Origin of the sequence: Pseudohaliea rubra DSM 19751 (genome assembly GCF_000764025.1) — a bacterium.
GTDB lineage: Bacteria > Pseudomonadota > Gammaproteobacteria > Pseudomonadales > Halieaceae > Pseudohaliea > Pseudohaliea rubra.
Map to the genome: position 1 here is coordinate 31,279 of NZ_KN234747.1, position 20,710 is coordinate 51,988.

General features: G+C 65.1%; 15 protein-coding genes. 7 read left to right on the plus strand and 8 right to left on the minus strand.

What is annotated here, in order from left to right:
- Positions 1-31: 31 nt before the first annotated feature.
- The 7 genes from infB (at position 32) to HRUBRA_RS02105 (ending at position 10,658) form a co-directional block, all read left to right on the plus strand.
- Positions 32-2,683, plus strand: a complete 2,652-nt coding sequence (gene infB, locus HRUBRA_RS02075) for a translation initiation factor IF-2 (RefSeq protein WP_035514084.1) — start codon at positions 32-34, stop codon at positions 2,681-2,683.
- A gap of 9 nt (positions 2,684-2,692) precedes the next feature.
- Positions 2,693-3,106 (plus strand): 30S ribosome-binding factor RbfA, encoded by a 414-nt coding sequence (gene rbfA / locus HRUBRA_RS02080; protein WP_035514087.1) that lies wholly within the window; start codon positions 2,693-2,695, stop codon positions 3,104-3,106.
- Between the two features lies 1 nt (position 3,107).
- Positions 3,108-4,037, plus strand: coding sequence for a tRNA pseudouridine(55) synthase TruB (truB, locus tag HRUBRA_RS02085; RefSeq protein ID WP_236629755.1), 930 nt, complete (start codon positions 3,108-3,110; stop codon positions 4,035-4,037).
- A 96-nt stretch (positions 4,038-4,133) separates the two neighbouring features.
- Positions 4,134-4,403: a 30S ribosomal protein S15 gene (rpsO, locus tag HRUBRA_RS02090; RefSeq protein WP_035514092.1), complete on the plus strand. Its 270-nt coding sequence runs from the start codon at positions 4,134-4,136 to the stop codon at positions 4,401-4,403.
- 57 nt (positions 4,404-4,460) lie between these two features.
- The gene (gene pnp / locus HRUBRA_RS02095; protein WP_035514094.1) at positions 4,461-6,602 is read left to right on the plus strand and encodes a polyribonucleotide nucleotidyltransferase; all 2,142 of its coding nucleotides are present in this window, start codon (positions 4,461-4,463) and stop codon (positions 6,600-6,602) included.
- A 368-nt stretch (positions 6,603-6,970) separates the two neighbouring features.
- Positions 6,971-7,969 (plus strand): tetratricopeptide repeat-containing glycosyltransferase family 2 protein, encoded by a 999-nt coding sequence (locus HRUBRA_RS14565; protein ID WP_052094283.1) that lies wholly within the window; start codon positions 6,971-6,973, stop codon positions 7,967-7,969.
- 235 nt (positions 7,970-8,204) lie between these two features.
- Positions 8,205-10,658, plus strand: coding sequence for a TonB-dependent receptor (locus tag HRUBRA_RS02105; protein ID WP_035514096.1), 2,454 nt, complete (start codon positions 8,205-8,207; stop codon positions 10,656-10,658).
- Between the two features lie 28 nt (positions 10,659-10,686).
- Here the strand turns inward: HRUBRA_RS02105 and HRUBRA_RS02110 are convergent, their stop codons facing one another.
- From HRUBRA_RS02110 to HRUBRA_RS02145, 8 genes are all read right to left on the minus strand, one after another.
- The gene (locus HRUBRA_RS02110) at positions 10,687-12,297 is read right to left on the minus strand and encodes a tetratricopeptide repeat-containing sulfotransferase family protein (protein WP_052094284.1); all 1,611 of its coding nucleotides are present in this window, start codon (positions 12,295-12,297) and stop codon (positions 10,687-10,689) included.
- Between the two features lie 46 nt (positions 12,298-12,343).
- Entirely contained in the window at positions 12,344-14,275 is a 1,932-nt protein-coding gene (gene acs / locus HRUBRA_RS02115) for an acetate--CoA ligase (RefSeq protein ID WP_035514097.1), read from the minus strand.
- Positions 14,276-14,374: 99 nt separating this feature from the next.
- Positions 14,375-15,259, minus strand: coding sequence for a pantoate--beta-alanine ligase (gene panC, locus HRUBRA_RS02120; protein WP_035514221.1), 885 nt, complete (start codon positions 15,257-15,259; stop codon positions 14,375-14,377).
- 270 nt (positions 15,260-15,529) lie between these two features.
- A complete protein-coding gene (panB, locus tag HRUBRA_RS02125) occupies positions 15,530-16,321 on the minus strand; it encodes a 3-methyl-2-oxobutanoate hydroxymethyltransferase (RefSeq protein WP_035514100.1) in 792 nt (263 codons plus the stop codon).
- Between the two features lie 4 nt (positions 16,322-16,325).
- Entirely contained in the window at positions 16,326-17,009 is a 684-nt protein-coding gene (locus tag HRUBRA_RS02130) for a deoxynucleoside kinase (RefSeq protein WP_035514102.1), read from the minus strand.
- Positions 16,993-17,523: a 2-amino-4-hydroxy-6-hydroxymethyldihydropteridine diphosphokinase gene (folK, locus tag HRUBRA_RS14825; RefSeq protein ID WP_201771507.1), complete on the minus strand. Its 531-nt coding sequence runs from the start codon at positions 17,521-17,523 to the stop codon at positions 16,993-16,995. Before folK ends, HRUBRA_RS02130 begins: the two co-directional genes overlap by 17 nt.
- A gap of 25 nt (positions 17,524-17,548) precedes the next feature.
- Positions 17,549-18,820: a polynucleotide adenylyltransferase PcnB gene (pcnB, locus tag HRUBRA_RS02140; RefSeq protein ID WP_035514104.1), complete on the minus strand. Its 1,272-nt coding sequence runs from the start codon at positions 18,818-18,820 to the stop codon at positions 17,549-17,551.
- 436 nt (positions 18,821-19,256) lie between these two features.
- Positions 19,257-20,669: a sigma-54-dependent transcriptional regulator gene (locus tag HRUBRA_RS02145; RefSeq protein WP_035514107.1), complete on the minus strand. Its 1,413-nt coding sequence runs from the start codon at positions 20,667-20,669 to the stop codon at positions 19,257-19,259.
- Between the last annotated feature and the right edge of the window lie 41 nt (positions 20,670-20,710).

A 20,710-nucleotide genomic window follows, 5' to 3' on the forward strand; every position in this document is an offset into this window, starting at 1 on the left:
AGGGATTCAGGGTAGCTAGGAGAGTATTTGCATGGCGCAGGTGACAGTAGAGCAACTGGCGAAGTCCGTAGGCGCATCGGTAGAGCGCCTCTTGAACCAGATGCGGGATGCAGGTCTGCCCCACAAGGACGCCGCAGAACCGGTGTCCGATGAGGACAAGCAGACGCTTCTGACCTACCTTAAGCAGAGCCACGGTGAGTCGACGGCGGCGCCGAAGCGCATCACCCTGAAGCGCAAGACCATGAGCACGCTGCGCACCGGCGGCTCTTCGGGCAAGAAGACTGTCAACGTCGAGGTGCGTAAGAAGCGCACCTACGTGAAGCGTGAGGAGTCGGAAGCGCCGGCCGAAGAAGAGCTGGCGGTGACGGCCGCAAGCGCGGACGCCGAGCTGCCGGAAACGGTACCGGACGAAGCGCCGGTCGTTGAGGCCGCACCCGTTGAAGAGGCACCCGCGCCGAAGAAAGAGCCGGAGTTCGAACCCCTTCCGGAGGAAGAGGAAGAACCGGAAGATCTCGCCAACCTCGATCCGGAGGTGCTCCGGCAGCGTGCCGCGTTGCGCCGGAAGCAAAAGGAAGAAGAAGAGGCCGCGGCCCGCGCGGCCGCCATCGCTGCGCGCCAGGCCGAGGAAGAGCAGCGCAAGGCCGCTGAGGCGGCCGCCAAGGCACGGGAAGAAGCCCCCAAGCGGCCCAAGCGCCTGCATGCGGCGCCCGCGGAGCAGCCGCCCCGGGACGACCAGAAGCGCAAGACCCGTGGCCGGCTCAGCCGCAATGATTCCCTGGGCCGCGGCAAGCAGCGGGGACACAATTTGTCCCTCTCCGATCTCGACGCTGCCGAGGGGCGCACGCGTCGCCGCGGTGGCCGCAAGAAGATGAAGGCGACCCACGAAGAACACGGTCGTCACGGCTTCGAAATGCCCACGGAGCGCAAGGTCTATGAGGTCGAGATCGCCGACATGATCTCCGTTGGCGGCCTGGCAGAAGGCATGGCCGTGAAGTCCGGCGTTGTGATCAAGGAGCTCATGAAGCTCGGGGTAATGGCGACCATCAATCAGATGATCGACCGCGATACGGCAACGCTGGTGGTTGAGGAACTCGGCCACGTGGCCAAGTACATCAGCGCCGATGCGCTGGAAGAGGATCTCACGGAGACCCTGGCCCAGCACGGCGGCACGCCGGAACCGCGCGCGCCGGTAGTGACCGTCATGGGCCACGTTGACCACGGCAAGACGTCGCTCCTCGACTACATCCGCAAGGCGAAGGTGGCGTCCGGTGAGGCCGGCGGCATCACCCAGCACATCGGCGCCTATCATGTGGAGACCGGCCACGGCATGATCTCCTTCCTCGATACGCCCGGGCATGCGGCTTTTACCGCCATGCGCGCCCGCGGCGCGAAGAGTACGGACATCGTGATCCTCGTGGTGGCCGCCGATGATGGTGTCATGCCCCAGACCATCGAGGCTGTGCAGCATGCCCGGGCGGCGGAAGTGCCGCTGATCGTCGCCGTCAACAAGATCGACAAGGAAGGGGCCGATCCCGACCGCGTCAAGAACGAGCTCTCGGCCCAGCAGGTCATTCCCGAGGAGTGGGGCGGCGACACGCAGTTCGTGCACGTCTCGGCAATCACGGGTGATGGCATCGAGACGCTCCTGGACGCAGTGCTGCTGCAGGCCGATCTCCTTGAGCTGAAGGCACCGCGGGACGTCCCGGCCCAGGGCATCGTTATTGAGTCGCGGCTGGACAAGGGCCGTGGCCCGGTGGCCTCCCTCCTCGTGCAGAGCGGCACGCTGCGTCAGGGCGAGATTGTTCTCGCTGGCCTGCAGTATGGCCGTGTTCGGGCGATGCTTGATGAGAACGGAAAGCCGGTCGATACCGCAGGCCCGAGCATCCCGGTGGAAATCCTCGGCCTTGACGGCACGCCGGACGCCGGCGACCAGTTTGCCGTGGTCGAAAACGAGAAGCAGGCCCGGGATCTGGCCGATTACCGCCAGGCGAAGATGCGCGAGAACAAGCTGCAACGGCAGCAGGCTGCCAAGCTCGATAACATGTTCGAGAGCATGACGGCAGGCGAGCGGAAGACCCTCAATGTGGTCGTGAAGGCCGATGTGCGCGGCTCCCTGGAGGCGATCCAGGCGGCACTTCTGGAGCTGGGCAACGACGAGGTGCAGGTCAACATCGTCACCGGTGGTGTCGGCGGTATCGCCGAGACCGACGTCACCCTGGCCATGACCTCCGGTGCCGTGATCTTCGGCTTCAACGTCCGCGCAGACGCTGCCGCCCGGCAGCTGGTCGAGAGCGAGGGCGTGGACCTGCGTTACTACAATGTCATCTATGACCTCATCGACGACGTCAAGCAGGCCCTGTCCGGCATGCTCGCGCCGGAGATGCGCGAGGAGATCGTCGGTATCGCCGAGGTGCGCGAGGTCTTCAACTCGCCCAAGCTTGGCCAGATCGCCGGCTGTATGGTCACGGAAGGCACTGTCTACCGTAGCAAGCCGATCCGCGTCCTGCGTGACAACGTTGTTATCTACCAGGGCGAGCTCGAGTCCCTTCGTCGCTTCAAGGACGATGCCAATGAGGTCCGCAACGGTGTTGAGTGCGGCATCGGTGTGAAGAACTACAACGATGTGCAGGTCGGCGACCAGATCGAAGTGTATGAGGTCAAGGAGGTCGCCCGCTCCCTGTAGCGGCCCGCCATGGCACGAGAGTTCAGTCGCAGCCAGCGGGTCGCCGATTACCTGCAGCGGGAGTTGGCGCTCCTGATTCAGCAGGAAGTCGACGATCCGCGTGTGGGTATGGTCAGTCTGACCGGCGTCGACGTGAGCCGCGATCTGGCCCATGCCAAAGTCTGGTTTACGCGCCTTGGTAGCGACAGCGCCGAAGAGGCACGGGAGGCCGCCGTCGCCCTCAACGGCGCGGCCGGCTACCTGAGAACACTGCTTTCCCGCGAGGCGTCCATGCGCAGCGTGCCCCGGCTCCGTTTTGTCTTTGATGGCAGCGTCGGCCGTGGTCGACACATGGAAGAGTTGATCCGCGAGGCCGGTAAACGAGATCGGGCCCTCGACGCCGGGCGCGAAGGCGCCGATGACCCGTCGGACGGTGAGGGCTGAAGTGGCCCGGCGTCGACACGGTCGCCCCCTCAGCGGCATCCTGGTTCTGGACAAGCCCCCGGGTCTGTCCTCAAACCGTGCGCTGCAGCGAGTCAAGGGCCTCTACCGTGCCGCCAAGGCCGGGCACACGGGCAGCCTCGATCCCCTTGCTACCGGCGTGCTGCCGCTGTGCTTCGGTGAGGCGACGAAGGTCTCGCAGTATCTTCTTGAGGCTGACAAGGTCTACGAGAGCACCTTTACCTTTGGCGTTAGCACTGACACCGGTGATGCCGAGGGCACGGAGACCGGCCGCAGCGATGCGGGTGCCCTGGCTGCGGCCGAGGTGGAAGCGGCCCTGGTCCCCTTCCGCGGCGAGATCGAGCAGGTGCCCTCCATGTTCTCCGCCATCAAGCAGGGCGGCCGTCCGCTCTACGAACTGGCGCGCCAGGGCGTGGAAGTGGAGCGCAAAGCGCGGCGGATCACGGTGCATGCCTTTGAGCTGTTGGCCTTCCGGCCCGGTGAGCAGGCCGAGGCCGATGTCCGCGTGCACTGCAGCAAGGGCACCTATGTGCGCTCCCTGGCCGAGGACCTGGGCGCGGCCCTGGGGTACGGCGCCCACGTGTCGCGGCTGCGTCGACTCCAGTCCGGCCCTTTCCGCATCGAACAGGCCCTCACGCTGGAAGCCCTGCAGGCGCTCCGGGACGCCGGTGACGAGGCGGCGCTGGATCGGCAGTTGCTCCCGGCGGAGCTCGCCCTCGCCGACATGCCGCTGGTAACGCTCAGCGAATCCGCGGGTTTCTACCTGCGTCAGGGCCAGGCGGTACTAGTGCCAAACGCGCCCTGTGATGGTATGGTGCGCGTCGCCGCGCAGAGCGGGGAATTGCTCGGTGTCGGCGAAATATTGGACGATGGGCGCGTCGCGCCGCGTCGACTGATGGTCACCAGGCGGTGACGCGAACCTGTCTGTAAATCTGCACGGACAGGCTCTTTTTTGAACAGGCCGCGCGGGTAGCGCTGCGGTCACGCAGGTTAACAAGAGGATGATCACATGGCATTGACTGCCGAAAAGAAAGCGGAAATCGTCAAGGATTATCAGCGCGGAGAGGGCGACACCGGGTCGCCGGAAGTCCAGGTGGCGCTGCTGACGGCAAATATCGAACAGCTGCGGGACCACTTCTCGTCGCACAAGCAGGATCACCACTCCCGCCGCGGCCTCATTCGCATGGTCAACCAGCGCCGCAACCTGCTTGATTATCTCAAGCGCAAGGATGCATCGCGCTACGCGGAACTGATCAAGCGCCTCGGCCTGCGCCGCTAGGCCAACCGCACCGGGGCCCAGGGCCCCGGTTGTCGTTTAAAGAATCGGAGAAAGACAGTGAACCCAGTAACCAAGACTTTCCAGTATGGCGGCCAGACCGTCACGCTGGAGACCGGGCGTATCGCCCGCCAGGCAAGCGGTGCCGTGCTCGTGACCGTCGAAAACACCTCGGTGCTGTGCACCGTGGTCGCAGAAAAATCCTGCAAGCCGGGCCAGCCCTTCTTCCCGCTTGCCGTGCATTATCAGGAGAAGACCTACGCCGTCGGCAAGATACCCGGCGGCTTCTTCAAGCGTGAAGGTCGCCCCAGCGAGAAGGAAACGCTGACCTCCCGCCTGATCGACCGGCCGATCCGCCCGCTCTTCGCCGATGGCTTCATGAACGAAGTGCAGGTCATATGCACGGTCATGTCCGCGGACAAGCACATCGACCCGGACATCCCCGCGATGATCGGCACCTCTGCAGCCCTGGCGATCTCCGGCTGCCCCTTCAACGGCCCCATCGGCGGTGCCCGCGTGGGTTTTACGGAACAGGACGGCTACCTCCTCAACCCGACCTATGCACAGCTCGCTTCCAGCAAGCTCGATATGGTCGTTGCCGGCACAAAGGATGCCGTGCTCATGGTCGAGTCCCAGGCCGCCGAACTTACGGAAGACCAGATGCTGGGCGCCGTGCTCTACGCGCACCAGGAAATGCAGGCCGTCATTCATGCCATCAACGAGCTCGTCGCCGAAGCGGGCAAGCCGCGCTGGGACTGGCAGCCGCCGGCAGTCAACGGGGAGCTCATCGCTGCCGTTGAGGCCCAGGTGAAGGATGCCCTCGGCGAGGCCTATCGCATCACCGAGAAGGCCGCCCGTTACGAGCGCGTCGGCGAGGTCCGCAAGGCCTGCGTCGAGGCCCTGGCCGCAGAGGGCGGCCCGAGCGAGGAGGACATCAAGGATGTCTTCAAGAGCGTCGAGAAGCAGCTCGTGCGCAAGCGCATTCTCGATGGCGAAGCGCGCATCGACGGTCGCGACAACCGCACCGTGCGCCCCATCGCCTGTGAGATCGACGTGCTGCCCAAGGCTCACGGTTCAGCCCTGTTCACCCGCGGCGAGACCCAGGCCATCGGTGCCGTTACCCTCGGCTCCACCCGCGATGCGCAGATCATTGACGCCCTCGAGGGTGAGCGCCGCGATCCGTTCATGCTGCACTACAACTTCCCGCCCTACTCGGTCGGTGAAGCGGGCCGCGTTGGCTTCACCAATCGTCGTGAAGTCGGCCATGGTCGCCTCGCCCGCCGCGGCCTCGCCGCGGTACTGCCCGGTGAAGAGGCGTTTCCCTACACGGTGCGCGTGGTTTCCGAAATCACCGAGTCCAACGGCTCCAGCTCCATGGCGTCGGTCTGCGTCGGCTCCCTGGCGCTCATGGCCGCCGGCGTGCCCCTGAAGGCGCCGGTCGCCGGTATCGCCATGGGTCTGGTCAAGGACGGCAACCAGTTTGCCGTGCTCACCGACATCCTCGGTGATGAGGACCACCTGGGTGACATGGACTTCAAGGTCGCCGGTACCGCCGGCGGCGTGACCGCCCTGCAGATGGATATCAAGATCGAGGGTATCAACGAGCAGATCATGGAGACCGCCCTGGAGCAGGCGCTGCAGGCGCGGCTGCATATCCTCGGGCAGATGAACGAGGTCATCTCCGAGGCTCGCGAAGTAACCTCCGAGAATGCGCCCAGCATGGTCACGCTGAAGGTGGACGCAGACAAGATCCGCGACATCATCGGCAAAGGTGGGGCGACGATCCGCGGCATCACCGAAGCCTCCGGCGCCACGGTCGATATTGACGATGACGGCACCGTGCGTATCTTCGGCCAGGATCAGGCGGCCCGTGACGCGGCCGTCGCCATGGTCGAGGAGATCACCGCCGAGGCGGAAATCGGCGCGATCTACGAGGGTCGCGTGGCCCGCATCGTCGACTTTGGTGCCTTCGTCAATATCCTTCCGGGCAAAGATGGTCTGGTGCACATCTCGCAGATCGCCAACGAGCGTGTCGAGAATGTCTCTGACTACCTGAAGGAAGGCGAGGAGGTGCGCGTTAAGGTCCTGGACGTGGACCAGCGCGGTCGTATCAAGCTGTCCATCAAGGAGCTCCTCGACGAGGAAATCGAAGAGGAAGTCACCGAGGCGCAGGCCCCGGCGGATGAAGAAGCCACGGAGTAAGGCGCCGCGGCTTGATGAAAAGGGCGCTTCGGCGCCCTTTTTATTACTTCTCCCTCGAGAGTCTCTCTGGAGAGGCTGTTGCCAAATTCCGGGGTGAGTACGGGAGACCTCTCTCAGCCTAACCTGGCCGGGTCGCTCCCCGATACACGCTTTGTGAGAGAGGTCTCCCGTACTCACCCCTGCCGCCTCGCACATTTCCAGGGCGGTAGGGCGGCGGCTGGAGCGTGCCCCCACAAAGCGTGTATCGGGGAGCGACTGGGGGCACTCTCCCGCCGCCGCCCCGACATGCTGCGATGCGCCCGGTCAGCAGGTGACCGTTTTCCCCGGGACTTTGCTAAGGTGGGCCCGCAGCTTCTGTTGAGGTACCGATGGCGACCCTTTCCCTTTGCATGATCGTCCGTGACGAGGCCTGGATCCTCGAGGAGTGCCTCGCCGCGGCGCGGCCGCAGGTGGACCAACTGGTGGTGGTGGATACGGGCTCTGTCGACGGCAGCCGCGAGATCGCCGCGGCCCACGCCGATCGGCTGCTGGACTTCAGCTGGTGCGATGACTTCGCCGCCGCGCGCAACCATGGGCTGGACGCCGCCACCGGCGACTGGATCCTCGTCCTCGATGCCGATGAGCGAATCGCCCCGGCCGACTACCCGCGGCTGCGCGAGGCCATGGCTGACGATACCGTGGATGGTTACTACCTGCCCCAGCACAACTACGGCGATGACCAGACGGCCTGGGGCTGGCGCCCGGTCGGTGAGCACAGGGCCCTGGCCCGCGGCTACAGTGGCTACACGATCAATCCGATTCTCCGGCTCTTTCGTCGCAAGGACGGGATCTGCTACCAGGGTCGTATCCACGAGATCGTCGACGGCACCATCGCCGAGGGGCGCCGGAGCGAGCTCCCGGTGCCGCTGCATCATTATTGCCATGCCAACAGCGAGCGGCCCCGTCGGGCGCGCGGTGAGCGCTATCAGGCCATGCTCGAGCGCGAGCTTGCCGGCGATGCCGACGGCCGGCTCTACGGCATTGCCGCCGCCGGCGCCATGCATTCGAAGGGTGATTACCGCCGGGCCAAGGACTATTTCTTACGCGCTGCAGCGTTAGGCTACGAGCCGCAGCGGTGCCTGGAGGGCGCCGCCGAGGCCTGCTACCGCGATGGTGACTTCGGCGCGGCCGGCGACCTTTACCAGCGCCTCTACCGCGACGGGTACCGCACAGCTTCCCTGTGCCTCAACCTGGCGAACCTCGCCGTGCGCCGTGGGGATCGCTCCGGGGCCCTTGGTCTGCTGCGTGAATGCCTTGCCCTCGGTGGCCTCGGGCCGGCCGTCAATGACGTCATCGAGCGGAACATCAAGCACCTGGAGGGTGCATAAGCGGCTTGCGGTGCCCCGCTCTGGTGCAGTAGCGGGCGCGGCAGTTCGGCGGAGAGCGTTTGAGCCGGGCGTTTCAGTCGGGCGCTTCCGGTGCCGCGTTCTGTGGTGCTTTCTGTGATGCCATTGGTGTGAACTTTGCTTGGGTATTATTTCCTATTGTGCGATTGCAACTGGACCGGACAATAGGTCGCACAATTCAAGAAGACGGCGACTGCCGTCCAAGAGGGGAAGAATCATGCAATGCAACCAGTCTGACTATCCGCGTTCCCGTCTCTCCCGGGCGGTGGCCCTGGCTTCGCTGCCCCTGCTGGGCGGCGGCGCCGGCGCCAGCCTGGCCCAGGAGGGTGCTCGCCTCGAGGAGGTCATGGTGACCGCCTCCCGCCGCGCCTCCACGGTCCAGGACATTCCCATCAACATCTCCGCCGTCAGCGCTGAGAAGATTGAGAAGTACCGCCTTACGGGGATCAACGAGATTGCGCGCTATGTGCCCGGTCTCACGGTCATCGACCGCGGCGCCCGGGACGAGGTACCGGATATTCTGGTTCGCGGTCTGAACACGTCGCAGCTCGGCCCGGGCTACACCAGTGACACGGTTGCCACCTACTTCGGGGATATTCCCCTGCCCTTGGATATCCGTCCCGTCGACCTCGAGCGCGTCGAGGTGCTGATCGGTCCGCAGGGCACACTCTACGGCCAGGGCACGATGGGCGGCGCCATTCGCTACCTGCCGAACCGCGCCGATCCGGAAGCCTTCGGCGTTGATCTCCGCGGCACCCTGAGCCAGAATTTTGAAAGTGACGACATGTACAACGATGTGGGCGTTACCCTCAACCTGCCCATCGTTCGCGATACCCTCGCCTTGCGGGTCAATCTCGACCGTGTCGACGACCCGGGCTTCATCGACTACGACTTTGTGGTCCGCGAGGCCGGCGTGTCCAACCCCGAGCCCGATTTCGCCAACCCCGACGATGTGAACGCGAACCTGCGCCGGGTCGAAGACGCCAACGGTGAGGACACTCTCGCCGCCCGCGCCAATCTGCGCTGGCTGCCCACGGACTGGCTCGATGTGAACCTGTGGTGGCTCTACCAGGACACGGAGGCGGAGGGTCGGCAGATCAACCACAAGCAGGCCTTCGGCACCGGGGACTATGTCTCCGCCTACCGCTACGAGGAGCCGAACGAATATACCAACGAGCTGTACAGCCTCGAAGTGAAGGCGGACCTCGGTTTCGCCGAGGCGACCTTCATCTACGGTGAGACGGAGTACGAGGAGGAGGGCCAGCGCGACCAGACGGACCTGCTGCTCAACTTCGAGTACGGTTACGAGGCCTTCCCGAGTTTCTCTTCCTTTACCCGGGAAGTTGCCGAGGAAGAAACGGAGACCATCGAGATCCGGCTGGTGTCGACTTACGAGGGCCCGCTGTCCTGGGTGCTCGGCTACTTCAATAACGAGATCGATAGCGAAAGCGAGAGCCGCGAGTTCACGCCGGGGTTCGACCAGTTTGCCGTGGACAACTTCGGCGGCGTGGCGCTGCGGCCTGACAGCCTCGAGTATATCTCCCAGAGCTTCGACACCCAGAAGGAAGAGGCCTGGTACGGCGAGATCTCCTACCGGCTCTTCGACCGCCTTGAGCTCACCTTAGGCTACCGGGACTACACCTTCGAAGTTGATAACCGCAGTGGTTTCGGTCTGCCGCTGCTGGAGACGGTCTTCTTCGGCGAGCCGCAGGATGCCATCAACATCGAGTTCGGCGAGAACGTCGGCGACGACGAGGGCGACCTGATCAAGCTGAACGCCGCCTTCGATATCGACGACGACAACATGATCTACGCCACTTACTCCGAGGGTTACCGCAACGGCGGCGTCAACGCCGTACCCGCGTGCCCGCCGGACGTGTCGGCCAGCGACACGCAGAACCTCTGCGCCCTGCCGGACGAGGTCTTCATCGCGCCGGACCAGATCGAGAACTACGAGATCGGCTACAAGGGCCTGCTCCTGGACGGCCGCCTGTCGCTGAATGCCGCCCTGTTCTTCATCGACTGGACAGACCTGCAGGTCGACACGGTGACGACCTTCGGCCAGCTGCCGATCGTCGGTAACGGGTCGGCGGCCGAGAGTCAGGGCCTGGAGCTCCAGGGCAACTGGCTGATCAACGAGAACTGGGAAGTGCAGCTCAGCTACGCCTACACGGACGCGGAGCTGGTGGAGGACGCGCCGGGCCTGGTGGACGACTTCACCGGGACCGAGGGCGCCCGCCTGCCCGGCCATGCCGAGCACCAGGGCACCTTCAACGTGACGTATAGCACGATGGTTCTCGACGGTATCGACCTGGCGGTGAATTACGGCATCGTGTTCTCAAGCGAGGTGTACAACATCACCGGCGGCGACCAGCTTGGCGCGCTTATCGATCCGGCCACCGGCGCTGCCGCGGACTTCGGTGGTGAGGCGATCCCGGAGTGGGACGTGCACCACTTCTCTGCCACCTTCAGCAAGGACCAGTGGACGCTGCAGGCCTTCGTCGACAACCTCTGGGACGAGTACTACGTCACCGGTACCCGCAACACCCGCCGCTTCCTGCAGAACGGCGTCGGCCCGGGCACGCAGATCGGCGGCTTCACGGTGCGGTCCTACGGCAACTTTGTCGGGGCGCCGCGTACCGCCGGCATCCGCGCCACCTACAGCTTCTGACTGTCGTGGAAGCCGAGGCTCCCGGTGCTCAGGCGCCGGGGGCCGGTGGCAGGACACCGGCGGCGGCGAGGATCGCCGTCGCCGGAGCCAACTCCTTCTCATAGAGTCGCCAGCGCTCGAGCGCATCCCGGTACAGGGGCTTGCGCACCTGCAGGGCGCTCGGCGTCGCCACTCCCGCCGCGTTCAGGTGAAAAGCCAGGCAGCGCGGTTCCCAGGGCAGTTCGAGGTAATCAAGGAGTGCCCGTACTTCCCGTTCCGGCTCCGCCACCAGTGCCTCGTAGGACAGGCTGTGGATGCGTTTTCCATAGAGCGCTAGCCAATGCGCCATCAGCTCTTCGAAGGCGGCGACGTAGTGTGCCGTGGCCTCGAGATCGTAGTGGTAGTCGTAATAGGAGTAGTCCACGGCAAACAGCTGCCGGTAGTTGCTGAGGCAGGTGTCCCGCGGGTCCCGGCGCAGGAGGACGATGCGCGCCTCGGGCAGGCTGCGAAGAATGAAGCCGATATAGAGGGCATTCAGGGGCATCTTGTCGAGGACGTAATGGCCGGGGGCCGGCGCCTGCTCCAGCCGCTCGGCCGTGGCTTGCTGATAGTACGCAGCGGCGGTGCCCGCGGTTGCCGCGAGGGCGCCCTCGATCACGGCCGGATCGAGGACGTCCGCACTACCGCAGTCGCCGGCGCTGCGCCGCACCGCGTGCGCCAGATCCTGGATTTCACCGAGGCTGCGCACCGCCTCATGGCAGGTGAGGATACGCTCCACGAGGGTCGTTCCGGTGCGCGGCATGCCAACGACGAACAGTGGTGTGCCGCCATCCACGCTGCGCGGCGGTCGCTCCGGTGCCGCGCTGCGGAAGGCGTCGCCCAGGGCACGGAAGAGCGCCGCATCCCGCGCCTTCCCCGCGAGCGCGCGTTCGCGCCGTGCCGCCTTGCCCCGGCCCAGGGCGGTGAAGGCGGCGGTGTAAGCGCCGCGCAGCTCATACTCCCGGGCCAGCGCGTGGCCCAGGTAGAGCGCATCCTCGGCGGACAGATCCGGCCGCGCGGCCTGCTCTTCCAGGGTCGGCAAGACATCCCCGGTGGCGCCGGTCTTGCGCAGTTCGGAAAGAGCCCACCAGGCGCGGGCGAAGTCCGGACGGAGGGCGAGGGCGGCCCGGTAGTGCGTTTCGGCGGCCGCGCTGTCACCGAGAAACTGCTCCGCGGCGGCGAGGTTGAAGCGGTACTGGGGGTTCTCCGGCGCCAGGCGCACGGCCTCAGCCAGGGCCTCGCGCGCCTCCTCGTAGCGGGCAAGGCGGGAGAACACCACGCCAAGGGTGTCGAAGCCGAGGGCGTTCGCCGGCCCCGCCGCGAGGCCCGCGCGGGCAGCCACCAGGGCCTCGGCACTGTGGTTGAGGCGGGATAGCAGTCGCGCCTGCTGGGCAAGATATTCAGCGTTGCCCTCGTCAAGTTCGAGGGCACGGGTGCGCAGGTCACGGGCTCTGGGCAGGTCCCCGGCTGCCTCGGCGACCACAGAGAGCAGGAACCAGGCGTCTGCGAAGTCCTGCTGCTGGCGGAGGATCGCTTTGCAGCAGGCCGCCAGGGGGGCGTACTCCCCCCGGTTCAGATGGCGCTGGGCGCGCCGGTGCAGGGCCTGGACGGATTCCACCATGGGCGCAGTCTACCCGCTCCCGGCAGCGCCGTCTCTGGCCCGGGCCCTAGCCCGGGCGGTTCTCGACCAGGTTGTCGACGACCGCGGGGTCGGCGAGGGTGCTCGTGTCGCCGAGGCCGTCCAGCTCGTTTTCGGCGATCTTGCGCAGGATCCGGCGCATGATCTTGCCCGAGCGTGTCTTCGGCAGCCCCGGCGCCCACTGGATGACATCCGGCTTGGCGATGGGGCCGATTTCCTGCACGCAGAGTGCAATGAGCTCGGCCTTGAGCTGTTCGTCCGGCTCCACGCCCTGCATGGGCGTCACGTAGCAGTAGATGCCCTGGCCCTTGATATCGTGGGGGAAGCCTACCACGGCGGCCTCGGCGATCTTGTCGTGCAGCACCAGGGCGCTCTCCACCTCGGCGGTGCCCATACGGTGGCCGGAGACATTGAGCACGTCATCTACACGGCCCGTTATCCAATAGTAGCCATCCTCGTCGCGGCTGGCGCCGTCCCCGGTGAAATAGTAGCCCGGATAGTGGCTGAAGTAGGTATCCACCATGCGCTGGTGGTCACCGTAGACGCTGCGGATCTGGCTCGGCCAGGAGCGCTTCACTACGAGGTAGCCGGCACCCGGCCCCTCAATTTCGCTGCCGTCCTCGGCCAGGAGGGCGAGCTCCACGCCGAAGAAGGGGAAGCTCGCGGAACCCGGCTTCAGAGCCGTGGCACCGGGGAGGGGGGTGATCATGTGCGCGCCGGTTTCCGTTTGCCACCAGGTGTCGACCACCGGGCAGCGGCCGTCACCGACGACCCGGTAGTACCACTCCCAGGCCTCCGGATTGATCGGTTCGCCGACGGTGCCCAGGAGTCGGAGTGTTTCCCGGGATGCGCGCTTGACGGGCTCATCGCCTACCGCCTGCAGGGCGCGGATCGCCGTAGGTGCGGTGTAGAAGGTGTTGACCTTGTGCTTGTCGACCACTTCCCAGCAGCGGCCGGCGTCCGGGTAGGTCGGAACGCCCTCGAAGACCAGAGAGATGGCGCCGTTGGCGAGAGGGCCGTATACGATGTAGGTGTGACCGGTCACCCAGCCGACGTCCGCGGTGCACCAGTACACCTCGCCGTCGCGGTAGTCGAAGACATACTTGAAGCTCATGGCCGCCTGCAGCAGGTAGCCGCCGGTGGTGTGCAGCACGCCTTTGGGTTTACCGGTGGAGCCGGAGGTGTAGAGAATGAACAGCGGGTCCTCGGCATCCATGGGCTCCGGCTCGCACTCGGCCGGTGCCGTCGCCACCAGCTCGTGGTACCAGGCATCGCGCTCGGCATCCCAGCCGATGTCGCCACCGGTGCGACGGACTACGATGCAGCTGTGCACGCCGGGGCAGTGGGTCAGCGCCTTGTCAGCATTCGCCTTCAGGGGGATGGGCTTGCCGCCGCGAAGCCCCTCATCGGCGGTGATGAGGGCACAGCAGTCGGCGTCGATGATGCGGTCCTTGAGCGCCTCCGGGGAGAAACCGCCGAAGACAACGGAGTGAATAGCGCCGATACGAGCGCAGGCGAGCATGGCGAAAGCCGCCTCCGGGATCATCGGCATATAGATGCATACCCGGTCGCCCTTGCCGACGCCGCGGGCTTTGAGCGCGTTGGCCAGGCGGCAGACGGCATCCTTAAGCTCGGCGTAGGTGATGGTCCGGGAGTCAGCCGGGTCGTCGCCCTCCCACAGCAGAGCGGCCTGTTCGGCCCGCGCGGGCAGGTGCCGGTCAATGCAGTTCTGACTGACGTTGAGCTTGCCGCCGCTGAACCAGCTGGCGTCACCGGTTGTGAAGTCGTAGCTGCAGACGGTCTCCCAGGGAGCCAGCCAGTCGAGGAAGGCCTCGGCCTGTTCGCTCCAGAACGCCTCCGGCTCTTCCAGAGAGCGCCGGTAGAGCTCGGCGTAGCGCTCCGCGTCGATATGAGCATCGGCAAAGTTCGCGGGTACCGGGTGGATAGGGAATTCGGACATGGACGGACCTCCGCAACGTCAGACTTAGCTGCTGATGGTAGCCCTGCCGCGGCGCAGGGCAAGGCGACCATAGTCTAGGTTGCGTCCGGCACGCGCAGCTCAGGGCGTGGCGAGCATACCCCAGTCGCTGGCCGGGTTCAGGCTCAGCCGCAGGTTGTCGATGAGGCGCGTGCTGCCGAGGCGGGCCGCGGCGAGGATGGCGATCTCCTCGGTGTCCTCGGTGACCTGGCGCAGGGTCCGCGCGTCGCGGATTGCGAAGTAGTCGGGTTCGAAGCCCGCCTGAAGCAGGCGCATGCGGGCATGGGACTCAAGCTGCAGGAAGTTGTCGAACCCGCAGGCGATGGCATCGCGGCAGCTCCCCAGGGTTTCATGGAGCAGGGGCGCGATGCGGCGTTCCGTCGGCGACAGGTAACCGTTCCGAGAGCTCAGGGCGAGCCCATCGCGGTCGCGTACCGTGGGGACGCCGATAACGTCCAGGGGCAGGCACAGATCAGCCACCATCTTGCGCACAATGGATAGCTGCTGGAAATCCTTTTCTCCGAAGATCGCGACATCCGGCTGAACGATGTTGAATAGCTTGGCAACGATCGTAGCCACACCGTTGAAGTGGCCGGGCCGGCTGCTGCCGCAGAGGGTTTCTGACAGGTCGGGCACCAGCACCTGCGTATGCCGCTCGAGGCCTTCCGGATAGATATCGGTGGCGTCCGGGGTGTAGAGAAACTTGACCCCCTCGGCGAAGAGCTTTTCCTTGTCCGCTGCAAGAGTGCGGGGATAGGCGTCCAGATCTTCGCCGGCTCCGAACTGCAGCGGGTTGACGAAGATGCTGACGACGACGATGTCGGCCAGCTCAAGGCCGCGGCGCACCAGCTGCAAATGGCCATCGTGGAGATTGCCCATAGTCGGCACGAAGGCAATACGTTGCCCCCGCGCTCTACACTCGGCGAGCTGCGCACGCAGCCGCTGCCGGTCACCGGTTGTCTTCATGACGTACACCCCCGCTTGCGGTCAGGGACGAACCGCTGCTATCGGCGGTTCTTGTCTATACGCTCGGCCCTCTTCGGTGACCCTCGGGTCCCGTCAAGGGAGACCGAGTATGCCCCATGGTTCTGGGACCAGCAACAAAAGTGTCACGCAACAACACACCTTTTTGTTACGAAAGGAAGCACTTGCTGGAGGGTTTGGTTATAAACGCATACCACTAGTGAGTGATTGCTCCGCGACTGGTCGCCGCGCCTGCCCGCAGGGTATCCCGGCTTAGGCGTAGGTGTGGTCCTCGGCGGGGAATTCGCTGGCCTTCACGGCGGCGACGAAGGCAGCAAGGGCGCCCTGGACACTCGCCCCGTCGGTCATAAAGTTGCGCACGAAGCGGGGTACCCGCGGACTCAGACCGAGGAGGTCATGCAGTACCAGGACCTGGGCATCCGTACCGGCGCCGGCGCCGATACCGATTACCGGGATATCGAGCTTGCTGCTGATGTCTGCGGCCAGGGGTGCCGGCACACACTCGAGCACCAGCACGGCGGCGCCGGCGTCCTGGATCTCGACCGCATCGGCGAGGATGGATTTGGCCTCTTTCGGGGTGCGGCCCTGGACCTTGAAACCGCCGAAGGCGTTGACCGACTGCGGGGTGAGGCCGAGGTGCGCACAGACCGGGATGCCGCGCTCCACGAGCGCGCTGATCGTGTCCGAGAGCCAGACGCCCCCCTCGAGCTTTACCATCTGGGCACCGGCTTGCATCAGTGCGGTAGCGCTGTCGAGAGCGGTCTCCAGCCGGTCGTAGCTCATGAAGGGCAGATCTGCGATCACCAGAGCGTCGCCGCCGGCGCGGGCAACGCAGGCGGTGTGGTAGGCCATGTCGTCAACGGTCACGGGGATGGTGCTGTCGTGCCCCTGCAGCACCATGCCGAGGGAGTCGCCGACAAGAATTGTCTCGGCGCCGGCCTCGTTGACCAGCCGGGCAAAGGTCGCATCGTAGGCTGTGATGCAGACGAATTTTTCCCCCGCCGCTTTCATCCTGTCGAGGGTGCTGATAGTGACCTTGCCCATAGACCTATCCGAAAAAGGTGGGATTGAAGTAGTGGCGCCCGCTGCGCACGTCGAGAAGATAGTCGACCAGCTGGCTGTAGTCGCGCTCCCCCTGGGCCAGATCGATGGCGCTGGCGTTGACGATCAGCAACGGCGCGCCATCGTAATACAGGAAAAATTCGCTGTACACTTCGTTCAGCTGCTCGAGATAAGCCCGGTCGATCCGACGCTCGTGGGCGATGCCCCGCTGTTCGATGCGCGACAGCAGTACATCCGGCGAGGCCTGCAGGTAGATTACAAGGTCCGGTGTCGGCGCATCGATGGTGAGCTGGCGGTAGACCTTCTCGTAGAGCTGATACTCGTCCGGGTCCAGATTGATGCGCGCAAAGAGGGGATCCTTCTCGATGAGAAAGTCCGCCACCCGTACGGGCTGAAAGATGTCCGACTGCCGGAGGTCCTGGATTTTCTGAGCGCGCTGGAAGAGGAAAAACAGCTGCGTGGCCAGCGCCGCCTGCTTGCGGCTTTGGTAAAAACGTTCGAGGAACGGATTTTCCTCGGCGTCCTCAAGCATCAACTGGTAGTTGAAGGTCGCGGCCAGGCGGTTGGCGAGCGTGGTCTTGCCGACGCCGATCGGCCCCTCCACGGCAATATAGCCGGGCGGTGTCCGCCCCTTGAGGTCAATGCTCAGTACCTCACTTGTCGCCGTCACGCTCGCCGCTCCCCTCCACTGCCCCCAGCGCCTCCGCCTGCCGCACCGGAGCGGGGCCGGGACAGGCGCGTTTCAATGTACCAATATCCTCGCCCCGGGGCAGCCGGTAATTCTCGCCGCAGAGGTCTGCCAGGGGCCAGAGCACGAAGGCACGTTCATAGAGGCCCGGGTGCGGTACCGTGAGCCGGGGCGTGTCCATGGCGCGGTTGCCGTAGAGCAGCAGGTCCAGGTCGAGGGTGCGCGGGCCCCAGCGCCGGCCGCGTACCCGTCCGGCCTGTGCCTCGATGCGCTGCAGCGCGTCGAGGAGATCGAGCGGGGGGAGGGTGCTGTCGAGGGCGGCCACGGCGTTGAAGAAGTCCGGTTGATCCTGCGGACCCAGCGGGCTACTGCGATAAAGTGGAGACAGGGGCCCGAGCCGGCAGTCAGCAAGGGCCCGGAGCGCGCGAATCGCGCCCCGGAGCTGACCCGGCGGATCGCCGAGGTTGGCACCGAGACCGATATAGCAGCGTTGCACCGCTGTCGTCCTGAGCGCCAGGGCGCTAATCGGGGCTGCGTCGGCGTCGCCCGCTCCGGCGGCCGCGTTTGCCGTCGCCCGGGTCCCGGGCCGCCAGCTCGCGGCTACGCGCCTCGAGGTCCAGTTCCTGGAAGCGCGTCCACCATTCGCCGACGCCGCCGGTGTCCTCGCCGGCGATCTCGCGGAGCAGGAGGAAGTCATAGGCGGCCCGGAAGCGGCGCTGGTCGGGCAGCTCGGCTGCGCGCTTGCCCCGCGGACTCTCCAGCCGGTGCTGGAGTTCCCAGATCTCGCGCATGGGCTGGCTGAAGCGTTTCGGAATGGCGATCCGGTGACAGGCCTCGGCGATGACCTGCTGGGCCGCACTGTGCATGGCCTGTGTGGGCGGCTCGCCCCGATCCCGGAGCTGCTCTGCGCGCAGGCTGGCCGCGGGCCAGAGCAGCGCTGCGAGGATGAAGGCCGGGGTCACGGGCCGGTCTTCCGCCACGCGCTGGTCGGTGCTGGCCATGGCCGCGGCCAGGAGATCTGCGGCGCGGACATCCCGCTTCATATGCTCTTCGGCCTCCGGGAACAGGTGCTCTAGGAGGTGATGCCGGCGCAGGAGCGTCAGGGTGGCCGCGCCGTAACCGGCAAGGAAAAGCTTCAGAATCTCGTCAAAGAGGCGCGGTGCGGGGATGGCATCGAGCAGCCCTGCCGACTCCTTGATGGCCGCGGCGGTGTGATGCTCAATGCGAAAGCCCAGCTTGGCCGCGAAGCGCACCACACGAAGCATGCGCACCGGGTCTTCCCGGTAGCGCTCGTGCGGGTCGCCGATGATGCGTATGAGTCGTGCCTGCAGGTCAGCGAGGCCGTCGGCATAGTCATGGACCGCGAAGTCGCCGGCGTTGTAGTAGAGGGCGTTGATGCTGAGGTCGCGGCGCACCGCGTCCTCCTCGAGGGTGCCGTAGACATTGTCGCGCAGGAGAACGCCGCTTTCGCCGCGCCGGCCTTCGCCCTCGCCATCGTGGTGGCCCCGAAAGGTAGTGACTTCAATGATCTCCCGGCCGAAGCGGACATGCACGATGCGAAAGCGCCGGCCGATGATCCGTGAGTTGCGGAACAGTCCGTGCACCTCTTCAGGCGTTGCGTCCGTAGCGACATCGAAGTCTTTCGGATGCCCACCGAGGAGCAGGTCGCGCACGGCACCGCCCACGAGATAGGCCTGGAAGTCCTGACCGCGTAGCCGGGCCATGACTTTCAGAGCACTGGGACTGATGTTCTTGCGGGAAATGCAGTGCTGGTCCCGGGGAATGACCTTCAAGCGCGAGCATCTCTCATGGTTGAAAAGCGAGATGGTAGCACAGTCCCCGTAGTAACCGGGGAGATCGGGGGAGATACCTCCCCCGCACACGTCCACCCCGGGACAATTATTCTTATCATTACCATTATTTTTAGCGGGCGCAACCGGGTCGGCCTGGCCAGTACCCGGATGGGTGGCATAAATGAACGACGGGGAAGCGTGCTTCCCCATCCAGGTCCATTTTTTTTCTTGAGCTTATTCTTATTGCCGCTGTTTTATTTTTATTGTTGCGCCCCCGTAGAATTGCAGAGCCTGTGCCATCAATGAATAAATCTTTTATAAACAATGAGTTGTGATTTTTTGTGAGGAGGGCGGTAATGGGTCAAGGGGCTGGTTTGTTACCTTTGGCCACTACGGTTTGTTACAGAATGGGGGCTGGGTAACGCCCCCGGCAGGTTCAGGACGCGGCCTTTTTCCCGCGGGGGGCACTCTTCTTGCGCGGGATCTCGAAGCGCTGGCGGCGCTCCCAGAGGCATTTGCGGCTGATCCCCAGTTTCTGGGCGAGTTCGGTCTCGCTCATGGAGTCCTGGTGCTCGATGACAAAGCGCTGGAAGTAGTCTTCGAGAGACAGATCTTCCTGGGGATCGGAGTTGCTGTGGCTGGCCTGACGTTTTTTCGGGCTGCCGATGCGTTCGCCGCGCAGGCGATTAATGTTCACCAGCTCGAGGTCGATGCCCAGCGTTTCGTTGTCGATCTCCTCCCCTTCGGTGAGGATGACCGCACGCTCAATGGCGTGCTCCAACTCGCGCACGTTGCCTGGCCACTGGTAGGTCGTGATGGCCTGGATGGCCCGGGGCGAAAGGTACATGGTGCCGCGACCGAAACGCTCGGTCTGCCGGGCAAGGAGGGTCTCGGCCAGGTAAAGAATATCCTTGCCGCGGTCCCGCAGAGCGGGGAGGTTCAGACGCAGGACGTTGATACGGTAAAAGAGGTCCTGACGGAAGCGCCCCTCCGCCGCAAGGGTTTGCAGGTCCCGGTGCGTGGCGCAGATAAGACGGACGTTGACCTTGCGCGAGTGGACGGAGCCGATGCGGCGGATTTCTCCCTCCTGGATGAAGCGCAGCAGTCGCGCCTGGGCCTCCATGGGAAGTTCGCCGATCTCGTCGAGGAACAGTGTCCCGCCGTCGGCTGCTTCGATGAGGCCCATGCGGTTGGTGTTGGCGCCGGTGAACGCACCCTTCTCGTAGCCGAAAAGCTCCGATTCTATGAGCGTCTCCGGAATGGCGGCGCAGTTTACGCAGATCAAGGCTTCCCCGGCCCGCCTGCTCTGCCGGTGGATGGCCCGCGCAACCAGTTCCTTGCCGGTCCCGGTCTCGCCGAGGACGAGCACGGTGGAGTCTGTGGGCGCAAACTTGGCAACGTGTTCCAGCAGCCGTTGCATGGACGGACAGTCGCCGACAATCGCCGGGCCGTCCCCGGTGCCGGCGGAGACGGTCTGCATGGCCGTCGCGTCCTGCCGGGGATGATCGTTGATGATGCGCTTGACCGCATTTAGCATATCACCGTGGTCGAAGGGCTTGGCGATATAGTCCACGGCGCCCATACGCATGGAGTCGACGGCAGAGCGCAGGCTGGCATAGCTGGTCATGATGAGCACGGGCACCTTGCCTGCCTTGCGGATCAGGTCCGTGCCTGGCGCTCCGGGGAGACGCAGGTCGCTGATGATGAGGTCGAACTCACCGAGGGCGTGATTGCCTTCGGCCTCGGTTACAGAGCCGGCCTCGGCAACGGCATAGCCCGAGCGCTCGAGCAAGCGGCGGAGGGCGGACCGAATGACCGCCTCGTCCTCGACGACAAGAATCTGCTGCATCGCGTGACCCGTTATCCGGCGAGCCCCACAACATACCTGCA